This window comes from Mesorhizobium sp. B1-1-6 (genome assembly GCF_006443035.1).
GTDB lineage: Bacteria > Pseudomonadota > Alphaproteobacteria > Rhizobiales > Rhizobiaceae > Mesorhizobium.
Window position 1 is genome coordinate 78,313 of sequence record NZ_VFWR01000011.1, and the last position, 14,648, is coordinate 92,960.

Annotated in this window: 16 protein-coding genes; 1 reads left to right on the plus strand and 15 read right to left on the minus strand. The window is 63.3% G+C overall.

What is annotated here, in order from left to right; translation table 11 throughout:
• Positions 1–183: 183 nt before the first annotated feature.
• Both FJ979_RS21920 and FJ979_RS32660 read right to left on the minus strand, forming a co-directional pair.
• Positions 184–1,095: an ABC transporter substrate-binding protein gene (locus FJ979_RS21920; protein WP_140515701.1), complete on the minus strand. Its 912-nt coding sequence runs from the start codon at positions 1,093–1,095 to the stop codon at positions 184–186.
• A 79-nt stretch (positions 1,096–1,174) separates the two neighbouring features.
• Positions 1,175–1,384 carry a hypothetical protein gene (locus FJ979_RS32660; protein WP_181165181.1) on the minus strand — a complete coding sequence of 70 codons (210 nt, stop codon included), beginning with the start codon at positions 1,382–1,384 and terminating at the stop codon, positions 1,175–1,177.
• On the opposite strand from FJ979_RS32660, the gene FJ979_RS21925 reads away from it, so the two are divergent.
• The gene (locus tag FJ979_RS21925) at positions 1,301–1,873 is read left to right on the plus strand and encodes an NADPH-dependent FMN reductase (protein ID WP_140494031.1); all 573 of its coding nucleotides are present in this window, start codon (positions 1,301–1,303) and stop codon (positions 1,871–1,873) included. The two genes, FJ979_RS32660 and FJ979_RS21925, sit on opposite strands and share 84 nt — an antisense overlap.
• Positions 1,874–1,887: 14 nt before the next feature.
• Here the strand turns inward: FJ979_RS21925 and FJ979_RS21930 are convergent, their stop codons facing one another.
• From FJ979_RS21930 to FJ979_RS21990, 13 genes are all read right to left on the minus strand, one after another.
• Positions 1,888–3,102 (minus strand): MFS transporter, encoded by a 1,215-nt coding sequence (locus FJ979_RS21930; RefSeq protein ID WP_140494033.1) that lies wholly within the window; start codon positions 3,100–3,102, stop codon positions 1,888–1,890.
• Complete coding sequence (gene nusB, locus FJ979_RS21935; RefSeq protein WP_140494035.1) at positions 3,099–3,599, minus strand: transcription antitermination factor NusB; 501 nt, start codon at positions 3,597–3,599, stop codon at positions 3,099–3,101. The genes FJ979_RS21930 and nusB overlap by 4 nt, the downstream gene beginning before the upstream one ends.
• Positions 3,596–4,090 (minus strand): 6,7-dimethyl-8-ribityllumazine synthase, encoded by a 495-nt coding sequence (gene ribH, locus FJ979_RS21940; protein WP_140494037.1) that lies wholly within the window; start codon positions 4,088–4,090, stop codon positions 3,596–3,598. The genes nusB and ribH overlap by 4 nt, the downstream gene beginning before the upstream one ends.
• A 237-nt stretch (positions 4,091–4,327) precedes the next feature.
• Positions 4,328–4,945: a riboflavin synthase gene (locus FJ979_RS21945; protein ID WP_140494039.1), complete on the minus strand. Its 618-nt coding sequence runs from the start codon at positions 4,943–4,945 to the stop codon at positions 4,328–4,330.
• A gap of 11 nt (positions 4,946–4,956) precedes the next feature.
• On the minus strand, positions 4,957–6,087 hold the full coding sequence (gene ribD / locus FJ979_RS21950) for a bifunctional diaminohydroxyphosphoribosylaminopyrimidine deaminase/5-amino-6-(5-phosphoribosylamino)uracil reductase RibD (protein ID WP_181165168.1): 1,131 nt from the start codon (positions 6,085–6,087) through the stop codon (positions 4,957–4,959).
• Complete coding sequence (gene nrdR, locus FJ979_RS21955) at positions 6,084–6,563, minus strand: transcriptional regulator NrdR (protein ID WP_010915593.1); 480 nt, start codon at positions 6,561–6,563, stop codon at positions 6,084–6,086. Before nrdR ends, ribD begins: the two co-directional genes overlap by 4 nt.
• Positions 6,564–6,702: 139 nt before the next feature.
• Positions 6,703–7,287, minus strand: a complete 585-nt coding sequence (locus tag FJ979_RS21960; protein WP_140494043.1) for a hypothetical protein — start codon at positions 7,285–7,287, stop codon at positions 6,703–6,705.
• Between the two features lie 81 nt (positions 7,288–7,368).
• Positions 7,369–8,682 (minus strand): serine hydroxymethyltransferase, encoded by a 1,314-nt coding sequence (gene glyA / locus FJ979_RS21965; RefSeq protein ID WP_140494046.1) that lies wholly within the window; start codon positions 8,680–8,682, stop codon positions 7,369–7,371.
• Between the two features lie 181 nt (positions 8,683–8,863).
• A complete protein-coding gene (locus FJ979_RS21970; RefSeq protein WP_140583727.1) occupies positions 8,864–10,504 on the minus strand; it encodes a Na+/H+ antiporter in 1,641 nt (546 codons plus the stop codon).
• 163 nt (positions 10,505–10,667) lie between these two features.
• A complete protein-coding gene (locus tag FJ979_RS21975) occupies positions 10,668–11,921 on the minus strand; it encodes a murein L,D-transpeptidase (protein ID WP_140494050.1) in 1,254 nt (417 codons plus the stop codon).
• 349 nt (positions 11,922–12,270) lie between these two features.
• Positions 12,271–12,786, minus strand: a complete 516-nt coding sequence (locus FJ979_RS21980) for a winged helix DNA-binding protein (protein ID WP_013896002.1) — start codon at positions 12,784–12,786, stop codon at positions 12,271–12,273.
• Positions 12,787–13,023: 237 nt separating this feature from the next.
• Complete coding sequence (locus FJ979_RS21985; protein ID WP_140515691.1) at positions 13,024–13,446, minus strand: DUF6163 family protein; 423 nt, start codon at positions 13,444–13,446, stop codon at positions 13,024–13,026.
• Positions 13,443–14,486: an enoyl-CoA hydratase/isomerase family protein gene (locus tag FJ979_RS21990; protein WP_140515689.1), complete on the minus strand. Its 1,044-nt coding sequence runs from the start codon at positions 14,484–14,486 to the stop codon at positions 13,443–13,445. The genes FJ979_RS21985 and FJ979_RS21990 overlap by 4 nt, the downstream gene beginning before the upstream one ends.
• Between the last annotated feature and the right edge of the window lie 162 nt (positions 14,487–14,648).

Consider the following 14,648-nt stretch of genomic DNA (forward strand, 5'->3'; position numbering starts at 1 on the left):
CCAACTTTCGAGCGTCGGCTTGTTCGAAAACGGTCCTGTCCGAGCGCGCAGCTGTGACGAGTTGAGAGGTCGGCGGGACAGCACCCCCCTCTGTCCTGCCGGACATCTCCCCCGCAAGGGGGGAGATCGGCAGCTTCCAGAGGGGGGCGCCTCGCACCAGCATCACGGTCAGCTAAGCGCTGACTACTTCAAGAACCCATTCTTCTTCAAAAAGTCTTCCGCCACACCCTTGACCGGCTCTCCGCCGACCTGGACGCGGCCGTTGAGTTCCTGCAGCGTGATGAGGTCGAGCTTGGCGAAGACCGGCTTCAACAACGTCTCGATCTCGGGATGCTCCTTCAGCACCGCCTCGCGGATGATCGGCGCCGGCTGGTAGACCGGCTGCACGCCCTTGTCGTCGTCGAGCACGACCAGCCCGGAGGGCGCGATGCCGCCGTCAGTGCCGTAGACCATGGCGGCGTTGGCGCCATTGGTCTGGTTGGCTGCCGCCGCGATGGTCGCGGCCGTGTCGCCGCCGGAGAGCGTGATCAACTGGTCAGGCTTCAACGTGAAGCCGTAGGTGGTCTGGAACGCCGGCAGGGCCGCGGCTGAATTGACGAACTCGGCCGAGGCCGCGAGCACCACCTTGCCGCCGCCGGCGACATATTTGCCGAAATCGGACAGGGTGGCGAGCTTGTTGGTTTCGGCCACCTCCTTGCGCAGTGCGATCGCCCAGGTGTTGTTGGCCGGCGACGGCGACAGCCAGACGATCTTGTTGGCGTCGTAATCGAGCTTCTTGGCCGTCTCATACGCCTTGGCGGCGTCCTTCCAAACCGGGTCGTCGGTCTTCTCGAAGAAGAAGGCGGCATTGCCGGTGTATTCGGGATAGATGTCGATCTCGCCGGCGGTGATCGCCTTGCGCACCACCGGCGTGCCGCCGAGTTGGATGCGGTCAGTGGTCTTGATGTTGTTGGCGTTGAGGACGAGCTGGATGATATTGCCTAGCACGCCGCCCTCGGTGTCGATCTTTGAGGACACAACCACCTGAGCATTCGCCGATGCCGCCGTGATGCCGAGCGCGAGCGCCGCGCCAGCCAGAAGCTTGATTGAAAACATTGTGAAAATCCCTTGCTGTGAACCGGAATTCGGTGCCGCATATGAGCACGGCTCCAACGTCTCGTCGGGGCACACGGTTTCATAACAAGTGGTACAGACGCAATATTTTTGTTCGGAAGGCCAATTGCGACGCGACGCTGGCGATCTGCTGCCATCTGGCGGATAATGCGGTGAGGGTGCGGGTGGCAAACACGGAGAGCGTGTCATGGCCATACACAAAGTCGGTTACCTCATCGGCAGTCTTGCCCGGGAATCCATCAACCGCAAGCTCGCGAAGGCGCTCGTTCAACTTGCCCCTCCCGAACTCGACATGACCGAAATCGCCTTCAAGGATCTGCCACTGTACAGCTACGACTATGACGCCGACTTCCCACCGGCAGCCCGGGATTTCAAAAAGGCGATCGCCTCCGTCCAGGCCGTATTGTTCGTCACCCCGGAGTACAACCGCTCGATCCCTGGTGGATTGAAGAACGCAATCGACTGGGCCAGTCGGCCCTACGGCAAGAATTCGTTCGCGCGCAAACCGTCGGCCGTCATCGGAACATCGCCGGGCGCCATCGCGACCGCCGTTGCCCAACAAAGCCTTCGAAGCGTTCTGAGTTTCTGCAATTCGCCCCAGATGAACGCGCCTGAAGCCTACATACAGTTCACGCCGGGGCTGATCACCGACGACGGCGAGGTGACGGTCGAATCCACTGAGGACTTCCTGCGCAACTACATGGCTGAGTTTCACATGTTCATAGCGCGAGTGCTTCAGGTTCTGCCGCCGGACGCATAAATTCAAATTGGGCGTCAAGCCAGACGCAAGCTCGCAATCCTCAGCGCGCCGAGCGCGACGAAGCATAGCACGGTGACGGGAAAGATCATCCAGTTCAGCATGGTCCAGCCCCAGGCATTGTAGACCATGCCCGACATCAGCGAGGCGCAGGCCACGGAGCCGAACAGGACGAAGTCGTGGAACCCCTGCACCTTGCCCTTTTCGGAAGGCCGGTAGCTTGCCGCGACCATGGCCGTGGCGCCGATGAAGCCGAAATTCCAGCCGAGGCCGAGCAGGATCAGCGCCGTCCAGAATTGCCATAGCGCCAAGCCGGACAGCGCGACGACCGCACAGCCGATCAGCAGCAGGAGGCCGACCGCGACAATGCGTTCAGCACCGAAGCGATGGATCAGCGATCCGGTGAAGAAGCTCGGCCCGAACATTGCCATGACATGCCACGAAATGCCGAGCGTCGCATCGTCCTCCGACAGGCCGCAGCCGACCATGGCGAGCGGCGCGCCGGTCATGACGAAGCTCATCAGGGCATAGCTGCCGACCGCGCAGAAGAGTGCCGCGACGAAACGCGGCTGCGTGACGATCTCGGCCAAGGGCCGGGCATCGCTGCCGGCAATTTCCGTTCCGCCGGCGGCGGCCCTCGCCGGCAGGCGCAGCAATGACAGGATCGCCGCGCCGACGGCGGCTAGCACCAGGATGGATGCGAACGAACCGGCAAACATCACCGGTGCGAACAACTCGCGGGTGAAGATGACGATCTGCGGTCCGAGAATGGCGGTGATGATGCCGCCCGCCAGCACGAAGGAGATGGCGCGCGCCTTGAACTGCGGCGGCGCATTGTCGGCGGCGGCAAAGCGGAACTGCTGGACGAAGGCGCCACCGACACCGATCACCGTCAGGCCGAAGGCAAACAGCCAAAAACTGCCATGGAAGAGTGCCAGCGTCGCGACCAGACCGCCAAGCGCGGTGACGATCGTACCGGTCATGAAGCCGCCGCGCTGGCCCATGGCGCGGATGATGGCCGCCGCCGGCAGCGCACCGAGTGCCACGCCGAGATTGAAGCCGGTGATCGGCGCCGTCGCCAGCGACTTGTCCGGGCCGAGCAGATATTGACCGGCAAGCGCGCCCATGGAGATGGCGATGGGCGCTGCCGAACCAATGATCGCCTGCGAGGCGGCGAGGATCAACGCGGTGCGCCGCGCCTCCCTGGCCGCCTCGATGGCGACCGCCGTCATGAAGCGTCCTTGCCGCGTCCCTCGCCACGCACCCGACGGGAGACGCGATCGAGCACGGCGTTGACCAGCTTCGGCTCGTCTTCCTCGTAGAAAGCCTTGGCGATATCGACGTATTCGGAAACGATCACCGCCACCGGCACGTCTTCGCGCTTCATCAGTTCGTAGACACCGGCGCGCAGGATTGCGCGCAGTGTCGAATCGAGGCGCGACAGCGGCCAGTCATCGGTCAGCGCCTGGCGGATAACCGGATCGATGGTTTTCTGGTCCTCGACGACACCGGTGAGGATGGCGCGGAACCATTGGGCATCCGCCTCGCGGTAAAGCGCGCCATCGACTTCCTTGCCAAGGCGAAACGCTTCGTATTCGGCAGTGATCTCGAAGACGCCGCTGCCGGCGACATCCATCTGATAGAGGGCCTGCACGGCGGCAAGCCGCGCCGCGCCGCGCTTGTTGGCGTGGCGCACCGTGGGCTGTCCGGGCGAAGCGGGGTCGCTCACGATCGCGCTCCCAGTCGTTCCTTGAGCGCGATCATGGTCAGCGCCGCGCGCGCGGCAAAGCCACCCTTGTCGCCCTCCGAACGCTTGGCTCGCGTCCAGGCCTGTGCGTCGTTTTCCGTGGTCAGGATGCCGTTGCCGATACAGACCGAGTCCTGCACGGACAGGTCCATCAGTGCGCGGCTGGATTCATTGGCGACGATATCGAAGTGATAGGTGTCCCCGCGGACGACGGTGCCAAGCGCGACGAAGCCGTCATAGTTCATGCCGCCTTCCGCCGCGCCGTCCAGCGCGAAGGTAATGACGGCGGGAATTTCGAGCGAACCTGGAACGGTGACGACGTCGTAGGTCGCACCCGCTTCGTCAAGCGCGCTCGTCGCGCCTTCGAGCAGCGCGTCGGCAAGATCGTCGTGGAAGCGTGCCTCGATAACGAGAAGGTGGGCCTTCTTCTTCGGGCGAATGAACGCTTTGCCGTGTTGGGATGTGCCAGCCATAAATGTCTCCGGGATCGCCGGTGACTTAGGCCGAAGCCGGATTGATCGCAAGCACAAGATTGCCTCATTGGGACGGGGTACCGAGATCGGACAGTCTGTAGCGAGGCTTTGAGCCCAGGCAACAATGGCGTGGGCCACTACTCGGCCAGCATCTACATCGGCCACCCCAGCCGCGCTTGCACTTTGGAATTCCTGTTTTCCATCACCGCTAGTTCCTCATGAACAGCTCGGCGATGCTCAAAGCCCCTCTTTCGCCGCTTCCGCCAGGCGCGCCGCATAGCGGGCCATGGTATCGATCTCGAGATTGACGCGGTCGCCGACCTGGCGCTCACCCCAGGTGGTGACGGTCAGCGAATGGTGGATCAGAAGCACGTCGAAGCGGGTGCCTTCCACCTTGTTGACGGTGAGCGAGGTGCCGTCGAGCGCGACGGAGCCTTTCGGCGCGATGAACTTCGCCAGCTCGCGCGACGCTTCCAGCGTGAAGCGCACCGCATCGCCCTCGTCCTTGCGCTCGACGATCTCGGCGGTGCCGTCGACATGGCCCGACACGATATGGCCTCCAAGCTCGTCGCCGATCTTCAGCGCCCGCTCAAGATTGATGCGCGTGCCTGACTTCCAGCCCATCGCCGTCGTCAGCCGGAGCGCCTCCTCCCAGGCCTCGACTTCGAACCAGCGCGCGTTCGAGCCGCTGTCGGGCAAGGCCGTCACGGTAAGGCAAACGCCGCCGCATGATATCGAGGCGCCGATGGCGATGGTTTCGGGATCATAGGCGGTGTCGATACGCAATCCCACGCCTTCCCGCAGCGGCTTGACGGCCGCGACGGTGCCTATGTCGGTAACAATGCCGGTAAACATCGGTGTTGATCCTAAAAGTCTCTTATCCACTCGGCGTAGCTGTCCTCGCCGAACCGCATCTCGCGCAGTTTGCGAAATCCCGCCGGGACATGGTTGGCATCGATGGGCGATGCAATGCCCCCCTTGCCAATCGCCTCCGGTCCTCGGAACAGCACGATGCGGTCGACCAGGCCCTCCGACAGGAAGGCGCTGGCCACCTTGGCTCCACCTTCGACCAGCACGCTGGCCATACCGAGCGCAGCAAGATCCTCGAGCAGTTCCGGCAGCGCCACGCCGCCTTCATGCGTCTCGGTGCCGATGAAACGCACGCCGGCGCGTTCGAGCGTTGCCCGCCGCAGAGGATCGGCTTCCAGGCAAGCCGCGACGTAGAGCGGCACCCTGTCGACACCGGACACCAGTTTCGAAGTCTCAGGCAGCCTGATCTGCCTGTCGAGCACAATGCGCGCCGGCGACCGGTTCTCCAATCCCGGCAAGCGCACCGTCAGCGCCGGGTCGTCCTCCAGCGCCGTGCCAATGCCGATCAGGATGGCATCGGCTTCGGCGCGCATTAGATAGACTTCACGGCGCGCAATGTCGCCTGTGATCGACACCTGCCCAACACCTTCCATGCCGATCTTGCCGTCGCTGGAAAGCGCTAGCTTGAGAGTCACTTCCGGCCGTTTCCTAAGCGATCGAATGAGATAGCCGGCCATCTGCTCGGCGGCCTCCGCCGCCAGGACATTCTCCACAACATCGACGCCCGCGGTGCGCAGGATCGCGTAGCCTTGGCCTGACACGCGCGGATCGGGGTCGCTGGCGGCGCCAACGACGCGCGCGATGCCGGCATTGACCAGAGCGTTGGCGCAAGGCGGCGTGCGTCCGTGATGCGCGCAAGGCTCCAGCGTGACGTAGGCGGTGGCGCCGCGCGCCAGTTCGCCCGCTTCGGCGAGCGCCTCGGTCTCGGCATGCGGGCGGCCGCCGACAGCGGTGACGCCGGTGCCGACAATCATCGGGCCCAAGCCATCGTCGCGCACGATGAGTGTACCAACGGAAGGATTGGTTGAGGTCCGGCCCGCATTCCTGCGCGACAGTCTGAGTGCGGCTGCCATGAAACGGCGGTCAAGGGCTGCCTGTCCGGCCTCGCTGTGTTCCGCCATGCTCAGCCAGCGTCCTCTTCGCTCTTGTCCTCGTCGCCTTTCAATTCCCCCAGCAGCTCATGGAAATCCTTGGCCTCGCGGAAATTGCGGTAGACCGAGGCGAAGCGGACGTAGGCGACGTCGTCGAGCGACTTCAGCGCTTCCATGACCAGCCGCCCAACCTCGCCCGAGGCCACTTCGGTCTCGCCGGAGCTTTCCAGCTGGCGCACGATGCCGGTCACGGCACGATCAATGCGCTCGGGATCGACATTGCGCTTGCGCACCGCGATCTCGACGGAGCGCAAGAGCTTGTCGCGGTCGAAAGGCACTTTTCGCCCCGACTTCTTGACCACGACGAGGTCGCGCAACTGCACGCGCTCGAAGGTGGTGAAACGGCCGCCGCAATCGGGGCAGACGCGACGCCTGCGGATCGCCGCGCCATCCTCGGCGGGGCGCGAATCCTTCACCTGCGTATCTTCGGACTGGCAATAGGGACAGCGCATTGAGAGCCTTGGGTTCACGAATCTGGTGAGGCGAAAAGGCTTAGAGCCTTTTGCCACGATGGCAAGGCACGCAGACCCTTTCGCGTCAGAGATAGCGAGCCGCGAGGCAGATTGCCAGCACCCGCCTTCGCGCGCTTGGCTAGGGTGCAACGTCCTTGGTCGGAAAGCCGCATGATGTGCCGAGGTTGCGGTAGGCTTTAGTGAAGCCGTCCATCGGAATGCTGGCGAAAGCCTCTTTGCCGAAAGCGACATCGAGCGAGGTGACTTTGCGCATGGCTCGCAAGAGCGCGAGACTGGTCTTGGGCTGGTTGTCGACCGTCCAGCTGGGACGGCCGTTCACGGCATCGTTCGAATAGACGGTGGCGGAAACCTTGACGCCAGGATCACCAAAAGTCGCGGCGATCTTCTTGCCAGTGGGCAGGTTCCGGTTGTCGACAATAAGCATGATGGCCGGGTAGGCGTCCGGCGGCATGGCGTCGCCGTTCGAGATCGACAGCGTCAGCGTGCCCGAATTGCCGCTGGCATCGAAAAAGGCAGTCGAAGCGGCGCAGGTCTTGCGCGCATCCTGCCCGGTGTCGAGCGTATCGACGATGGTTGTCCATCTGCCGAAGGTAGCGGTGGCGGGCACTTCAGGGGCGGTCTGCGCAAGGGCAGTCCCGGGCAATGTCAGGGAAACGGCCAGCAAGCCATGGGCGCCAAGGATGGCGGGACGGAAATTACGCATCGTCTGGTCTCCAGTTCGGCGCGTCGACCGATCGGGGGTCGGCGCGCCGCTGGCGGATAAGAGATGACGCGTGGCGCGAGGTCAACCGAGATAAGGGTAGAGCGGGAATCGATCGGTCAGCGCCACGACCTTGGCCTTGACCGCGGCCTCGACCGAGGCATTGCCCTCATCGGAATTGGCGGCCTTGAGGCCATCCAGCACCTCGGCGATCAGCTTGCCTATTTCGCGGAACTCGGCCTGGCCGAAGCCGCGCGTTGTGCCGGCGGGCGTGCCGAGCCGCACGCCGGAGGTGACGAAGGGCTTTTCCGGGTCGAAGGGGATGCCGTTCTTGTTGCAAGTGATGTTGGCGCGCCCAAGCGCTGCCTCGGCGCGCTTGCCGGTGGCATTCTTGGGGCGCAGGTCGACCAGCATCAGGTGGTTGTCGGTGCCGCCCGACACGATGTCGAGGCCAGTCTCCTGTAGGCTGGACGCCAGCGCCTTGGCGTTGGCGGCGACGCTCTCGGCATAGAGCTTGAAGCTCGGCTTCAGCGCCTCGCCGAAGGCAACCGCCTTGGCGGCGATGACATGCATCAGCGGTCCGCCCTGCAGGCCGGGGAACACCGCCGAGTTCATCTTCTTGGCGATCTCCTCGTCGTTGCACAGGATCATGCCGCCGCGCGGGCCGCGCAGCGACTTGTGCGTGGTGGTCGTCACCACATGGGCATGCGGCAGCGGCGAGGGATGCACGCCGCCGGCGACGAGGCCGGCGATGTGGGCCATATCAACCATGAGGTAGGCGCCGACCGCATCGGCGATCTCGCGAAAGCGCTTCCAGTCCCAGATGCGCGAATAGGCGGTGCCGCCGGCCAGGATCAGCTTCGGCTTCGTCTCATGCGCCGTCTTCTCGATGGCGTCCATGTCGAGCAGGTGGTCGTCCTTGCGCACGCCGTAGGACACGACCTTGAACCATTTGCCGCTCATGTTGACTGGCGAGCCGTGCGTCAAATGCCCGCCGGAATTGAGGTCGAGGCCCATGAAGGTGTCCCCCGGCTGCAAGAGAGCCAGGAACACCGCCTGGTTCATCTGGCTGCCGGAATTGGGCTGCACATTGGCGAAGTTGCAGCCGAACAGTTTTTTCGCGCGCTCGATCGCCAGCTCCTCGGCGACATCCACGAACTGGCAGCCGCCATAGTAGCGCTTGCCCGGATAACCCTCGGCGTATTTGTTGGTCATGATCGAACCCTGCGCTTCGAGCACGGCGCGCGAGACGATGTTCTCAGACGCGATCAGTTCGATCTCGTGGCGCTGGCGTCCGAGTTCGTTGCGGATCGCGCCGAAAATTTCCGGATCGGCATCTTCCAGCGTGGTTTCGAAGAAGGATTCGAATTTGTTCGACGCTGCCGCTGCTGTTGCCATGGCCTGAATTCCTTAGGTCCGGAGGTCGGTTTTGTCTTGCGCATGCCGTTGTCCCAAACCCCTGCACATTTTTGTGTGACAGGATTGGGTTCGCCGCGCCATTAACACAGTTGTTTTCGCCTCGCCACGTTTGCGGCGCGAAATTTGCTGGCCGGATTGCGGCAAGCAGAGCGGCGAACCGTTATTTCCTGTCGCGCCGCTGCTTCAGAAGAGCCTCGGTCAAGGTGATCTCGGAAAACAGCGCCCGCATCGTATGGTCATTGATCTCGCGGCTGAGAAACATGGCGCGTAGCGCGGCGCGCTCGGCTTCTATGCCGGCCGCCCTGAGTTCAAGCTCCAGACGGCTCGCCTCGCGCGCCTCGGCACGCGCTTCGTCGGCCTCGTCGGAGGCGGCGATGCGGCGCCGGTAGCCGGCGACGATGCTGTCGGCAACGGCGAGCCGTGCCTCGACGGCCCCGCCCTCGCCTGCCTCATTGGCGATGCTCTCGATCCTGGCGATCGCCGCATTGGCTGCGCCGACCCGCGCCCGGCGCTCCTCGGCCGCTGCCAGGTCCTCGCCCGGTTCGACCAGCCCGCGAGCGATCTTCGGCAGCGCGAGGCTGGCGATGGCCAGCGAGCAGATGATGACCCCGGCGGCGAGGAAGATCACCACGTCGCGGGCCGGGAACGGCGAGCCGTCCTGCAAGGTGAGCGGCAGCGACAGGATACCGGCCAACGTGATCGCTCCGCGCACGCCGGCGACCGATCCGGCGAGCCGCACGCGCAGGCCGAACGGCTCGGCCTTTCGCTTGCCGAGCCGCGCCGCCATGGCGCCCGCCATGTCGCCGATCCATATCCACAGGAAACGCAGGCCGATCAGGCAAAGGGTCAGCAGCAGGACTGTCAGCACCGGCTCGATGATCCAGTGCCGGCTGGACAACTCCGGCGGCACCTTACGGATGATATCGGGAAATTGCAGGCCAAGCAGGATGAAGAGCGCGCCGTTGAAGACGAAGGACAGCGTCGACCACAGCGACATCGTCTGCATGCGCGCCGAGACACCGAGAAAGCGGAACATGCCGGAAACTCCGGTCAACAGGCCGGCGGTGACCGCCGCCAGGATGCCCGAGGCGCCGATATGCTCGGCGCCGAGATAGGAGACGAAAGGCACCAGGATCATGACCAGAACCTGCGCCTCCGCCGGCACGCCGCCGATGCGGTTGAGCAGTTGCAGCGCCTTGGCGGCAACGAACAGCGCCGCCATGCCGGCGAGGATGCCGGCAGCCACGGCATAGAGAAAGCTCAGCGAGGCCGCGGCGAAGGAAAAGCTGCCGGTCAATGCCGCCGCCACGGCAAAGCGGAACATGACTAGGCCCGAGGCGTCGTTGAGCAGCGACTCGCCTTCCAATATATGCATCAGCCGCGCCGGAACGATGTTCCTGTCGACTATGGAAGACACCGCCACCGCGTCAGTCGGCGACAGCACCGCGGCGAGCGCGAAAGCGACGACGAGCGGGATGCTGGGCACCAGCCAATGCAAGGCGTAGCCAAATCCGACGATGGTGAAGAAGACCAGTCCGATGGCAAGGTCGAGGATGGGGCCACGCAAGGCGACAAGCTCGCGCTTGGGCGCAGCAAAGGCATCGGCGAACAGAAGCGGCGGAATGAATACGAGCAGGAACAGTTCCGGATCGATCTCGACATGCAGCCCGCGCGCCGGCCAGGCCAGCGCAGCACCCATGGCGATCTGCAGCACCGGCAGCGGCAGCCGCACCAGCCGCACCAATGCACCGGAAAGCGCCACCAGGACGAGCACTACGAGGATGAAGACGGCAACTTGCATGGTCCGATTTCCGGCAGTTTTGCCGACCATGCGCAATCGCCCGCGCTTCGTCCAGCCGGAGCGCGCCTACGCAGAGTTGGAGGTCAGCGGCGGTGTGAACGGCTTGGCGACGGCGACAGAAAAAGGCCGCTCAAGAGCAGCCTTTTTCTGAATAATCAATCGCTTAAAGCGACGAAGTGATCTGCAGCTCGTTGTTTCCGTCGAGGCCATATATGTCGTCGCGGAACTGGACGACGCCGGGGCCCGTCGACCAAGCCGAGAGATAGAGGAAATGCACCGGCACCGGGTTGGTGACCTGGACCGGCGTGTTTTCGCCGGTCTTGATCGCAGCCTCGAAATGCTGGCGGTCCCAGCCGGGCGTGTCGCGCAGGATCCAAGTGACGAGGTCGCGCACGTTTTGCACGCGTACGCAACCCGAGGAATCGAAGCGCATCATCTTGCCGAACAGGCTCTGCTGCGGCGTATCGTGCATGTAGACGCCGTCCGGGCTCGGGAAATTGATCTTCACCGACGCCATGGCGTTGTCCGAACCGGGATCCTGGCGGAAACGGTACTTGGCCGCGTCGTCGGTCGACCAGTCCACATTCATCGGATCGACTTCGCTGCCATCTGGCGCAAACAGGCGAATATGGCTGTTCTTGAGATAATCGGGGTCCTTGCGCATCAATGGGATGATGTCCTTGCGCACGATCGACACCGGCGCGTTCCAATATGGATTGACGATGATCTCGTTGATCTTGGAATTGACGATCGGTGTCTGGCGATCGATCTTGCCGACGATCGCGGTATGGCGAAGCACGACGCGATCGTTCTCGACCGCCTCAACCTGCGCTGCCGGAATATCGACCAGCACATAACGGCTGCCAAGCGTGCCCGCCTTCTCCTTCAATCGCTGGAGATTGGTTTGCAACTGGCCGAGCCGGATCTGCGCCGAAACGTTCATCGCCGCGTAGGTATATTTGCCCAGCGCTCCGTCGGCCGGCAGGCCGTGGCGCAATTGGAAGCGCTTGACCGCCGAGTCGACATAGGAATCGAAGGCCGTCGAGATGCCGGCGCTCTGCGACAGGTCGCCGGCGACCATCAGGCGCTTGCGCAGCGGCACGACATCGGGATCGTCGACGCCGAGCTGCAGTTTCTTGGTCGCGGGAACCTCGACCCAGCCGCCCTGCCCGACAATGTTCTGGTACTGCGCCACAGCCTGCTCGGTGAAGGCGACGGTCTGCGGGCTGAAGATCGGCAGCGTCGAGGCCACCTTGCCGCCTGCGCTGGCGCGGGCGTCGAACTGATCGTCCCAGTTGCCGCGCGCCGAGGACTTCAGGATGTCCCCGATCACATCCTGCGCGCTGGCGCGGCCGGCAACAACGGCGGCTGCGAGCGCGGAGGCTCCGGAAAGGAAGAAACGGCGGCTGGTTCTCATGGACGTTCCAGACATTTGTAGCAGTTCGAACACTTGCTGCGTTGATCATCGGGCGATCTCGCCCGCACTCTAAAATTGGCAATCTTAACAATTAGCCAACCATGGTCCGCATCACCTCGGTGTGAAAACGCGCAAGGCTACGCGGCTGCTGGTGAACTCATGGTCTTCACCACAGCATCACTGCCATCTTCGGTTCCATTGGAATATGGCGGCAACGTGGCCTTGGCCCGCAATTTGCTTCGGCCAGCGCAACGAAAAGAAAAGACCGATGCTTTTCGGCACCGGCCCTGACTGGAGGTCGCTGTTGCGGCCGCGCTTCTGTGGCGCGGCTTCTGATTGGGGATGTGGCTTACATCCGGTAAGCGATGGTGTCGTTCCAGAAGCGGTCGAGGCGCTGGAGGGCGCGGTTCATCTGCTTGAATTCGTCGGTGTTGATGCCGCCGACCTGCTCGATCGAGCCGACATGGCGCTCATAGAGACCGGCGACCACGTCCGCCACCTCGTTGCCCTTCGGCGTCAGCGAGACGCGGACCGAACGACGGTCGATGCGCGAGCGCTGGTGGTTGATGAAGCCGAGATCGACAAGCTTCTTGAGATTGTAGGAGACGTTCGAGCCGAGATAGTAGCCCCGCGAGCGCAACTCGCCGGCAGTCAGCTCCGAATTGCCGATGTTGAAGAGCAGCAGCGCCTGGATGGCGTTGATGTCGGAACGGCCATTGCGGTCGAACTCGTCCTTGATCACGTCGAGCAGACGGCGGTGCAGGCGCTCGACCAGTTGGAGCGATTCCATGTAAAGGGAACGGATTGCCTCGCGGCGATCGTCGGAAACGTTGGCGGTCTTTGCCGCCGGACGCGAATTGATCATTGTCTTTGCCTCTCGTTTGTCGCCCTGGTGATTTTTTGTTTTTCACCTTGATCGCGACACTATCGAATACTCATAAAATTCGACTTAAACGCCAAGGCTAACAAGAGCTTACCGGTAATAGGTTTCGCAAGACGCTTAACGAACGGTCACTCGAGCAAGGATAATTAACCTAAAGATTTAGCCAATGATTTCAGGGCGAAATCCGATCCGCCGGATCGCCGGCGGCGCGTGCCGGCTTCAGGTCCGGGGCGTCCGCTTCTGCAGATAGATGACGAGGCGGAAAACGACATAGAGCAGCGCCACCCCCGCATGCGAGACGACGATGAGCGGGCGGCGGCCGAAGAGTTCGGGAAAGCCGGCATACATGACGATCTCCGTCGCGGCGCAGATGAACCAGATCACCGGCCCCCAGGAAGCCAGCATCCATAGGCCGGCTGCGGCAAAGGGAAAAAACACGGCGAGCATCACCGCTGTCACCTGCCAGTGGACCGGCATCAGGTCGAAGCGCCACAGCGAGCCGGGATAGAAGCCGATAAGCCTGATCCAGTACAGGATACCGAACAGCAGGCAGTATCCTGATATGATTCGCTGGAACCAGGCGAAGATAACCTCCACCCCTGAAGGCTGAAGCACGACGCGTCTGGACGTCACCTCACTCATAGCGCGAGTTCCCGTTCACCGAGCGAGGCAAAATAGGCATCGACATCCGCGTCGTCGACCGCATCGAGGGTTGCCGGCAGCCATTGCGGCTTGGAACCCTTTTCGATGATGGTGGCGCGTATGCCTTCGTAGAAATCGTGGCCCGCGAGCATCCGGTTGAGGATGCGGAACTCCATCTTCATGCATTGATCCATCGGCAGCGTCAGGCCGGCAGTGATCTGGCGCCAGGCGACACGAAGGCTGGTCGGCGAGCGCGTCAGGATCGTCGCCAGCGTCCTTGCCGCAAACTCATCGCTCCCTGCCGCCTGCTCCAGGCTGCCGATGATATCGGCAAGCGACGCCTGCGCGAAGTGGTGGGCGATCGCCTCCAGCACCTGCCTGTCCGTCTCGCGCTTCGCCGGGATGAAGAAGCCGCGCAGCACCGATTCGGGATCGCCGGTGGCGGCGAGCTGGTCGAGAAAGCCAGCCTGGTCCTGCGCCTTGATCGTATGCGTGGCCAGCCCGGACCACAACGCGTCGCCATAGCGGATACGATTGCCGGTCAGCGCCAGGTACATGCCGAAGGAACCGCCAAGATCGGGCAGCAGATGGCTGGCGCCGACATCCGGGAAAAAGCCGATTCCCACCTCCGGCATGGCGAACTGCGCATTTTCCGTCATCACCCGATGCGATCCATGAAAGGAGATGCCGACGCCGCCACCCATGACGATGCCGTCGATCAGCGCCACATAAGGTTTTTTGAAACGCGCGATTTGGGCATTCAGCCGATACTCGTCGGTGAAGAACTCGACGGGCGGCTTGCCGGCCCGGCCGGCCTCGTAGATGTGGAGAATGTCGCCGCCGGCCGAAAACGCCCTGCCCTCGGCCTTGACGACGACGACATCGACGCTCCAGTCCCGCTCCCAAGCGTGCAATGCCTTGGCGAGCGCGTTGACCATCCCGTGCGTGACCGCATTGAGTGCCCGCGGCCGCGTCAACGTGACGATGCCGGCCCGGCCCAGATGTTCGAAGCGGATCTCGTCGCCTCCGCCAAAATCCATCGTGAAAGAATCCCTCCCCCGCTCCGCCGGGACTGAAGTGCTAAAGCGTGGCCCATGGCCGCGTCAATGCCGGCATGCCGGCAGCGCGTCTTGGCCGGCATGCCGGCAGCGCGTCTTGGCTCGTGCCGGAGCCTAGTGCTAAAAGAGCCGTTGTGGCCGCAA

Bases quoted from the DNA above. Each gene is read 5' to 3' on its own strand.
- FJ979_RS21960 (WP_140494043.1), bottom strand. From the start codon at position 7,287: ATGCGTAATTTCCGTCCCGCCATCCTTGGCGCCCATGGCTTGCTGGCC.
- FJ979_RS21945 (WP_140494039.1), bottom strand. From the start codon at position 4,945: ATGTTTACCGGCATTGTTACCGACATAGGCACCGTCGCGGCCGTCAAG.
- FJ979_RS21990 (WP_140515689.1), bottom strand. From the start codon at position 14,486: ATGGATTTTGGCGGAGGCGACGAGATCCGCTTCGAACATCTGGGCCGG.
- FJ979_RS21985 (WP_140515691.1), bottom strand. From the start codon at position 13,446: ATGAGTGAGGTGACGTCCAGACGCGTCGTGCTTCAGCCTTCAGGGGTG.
- FJ979_RS21970 (WP_140583727.1), bottom strand. From the start codon at position 10,504: ATGCAAGTTGCCGTCTTCATCCTCGTAGTGCTCGTCCTGGTGGCGCTT.
- FJ979_RS21980 (WP_013896002.1), bottom strand. From the start codon at position 12,786: ATGATCAATTCGCGTCCGGCGGCAAAGACCGCCAACGTTTCCGACGAT.
- glyA (WP_140494046.1), bottom strand. From the start codon at position 8,682: ATGGCAACAGCAGCGGCAGCGTCGAACAAATTCGAATCCTTCTTCGAA.
- FJ979_RS21925 (WP_140494031.1), top strand. From the start codon at position 1,301: ATGGCCATACACAAAGTCGGTTACCTCATCGGCAGTCTTGCCCGGGAA.
- FJ979_RS21975 (WP_140494050.1), bottom strand. From the start codon at position 11,921: ATGAGAACCAGCCGCCGTTTCTTCCTTTCCGGAGCCTCCGCGCTCGCA.
- nrdR (WP_010915593.1), bottom strand. From the start codon at position 6,563: ATGCGCTGTCCCTATTGCCAGTCCGAAGATACGCAGGTGAAGGATTCG.
- ribH (WP_140494037.1), bottom strand. From the start codon at position 4,090: ATGGCTGGCACATCCCAACACGGCAAAGCGTTCATTCGCCCGAAGAAG.
- FJ979_RS21930 (WP_140494033.1), bottom strand. From the start codon at position 3,102: ATGACGGCGGTCGCCATCGAGGCGGCCAGGGAGGCGCGGCGCACCGCG.
- FJ979_RS21920 (WP_140515701.1), bottom strand. From the start codon at position 1,095: ATGTTTTCAATCAAGCTTCTGGCTGGCGCGGCGCTCGCGCTCGGCATC.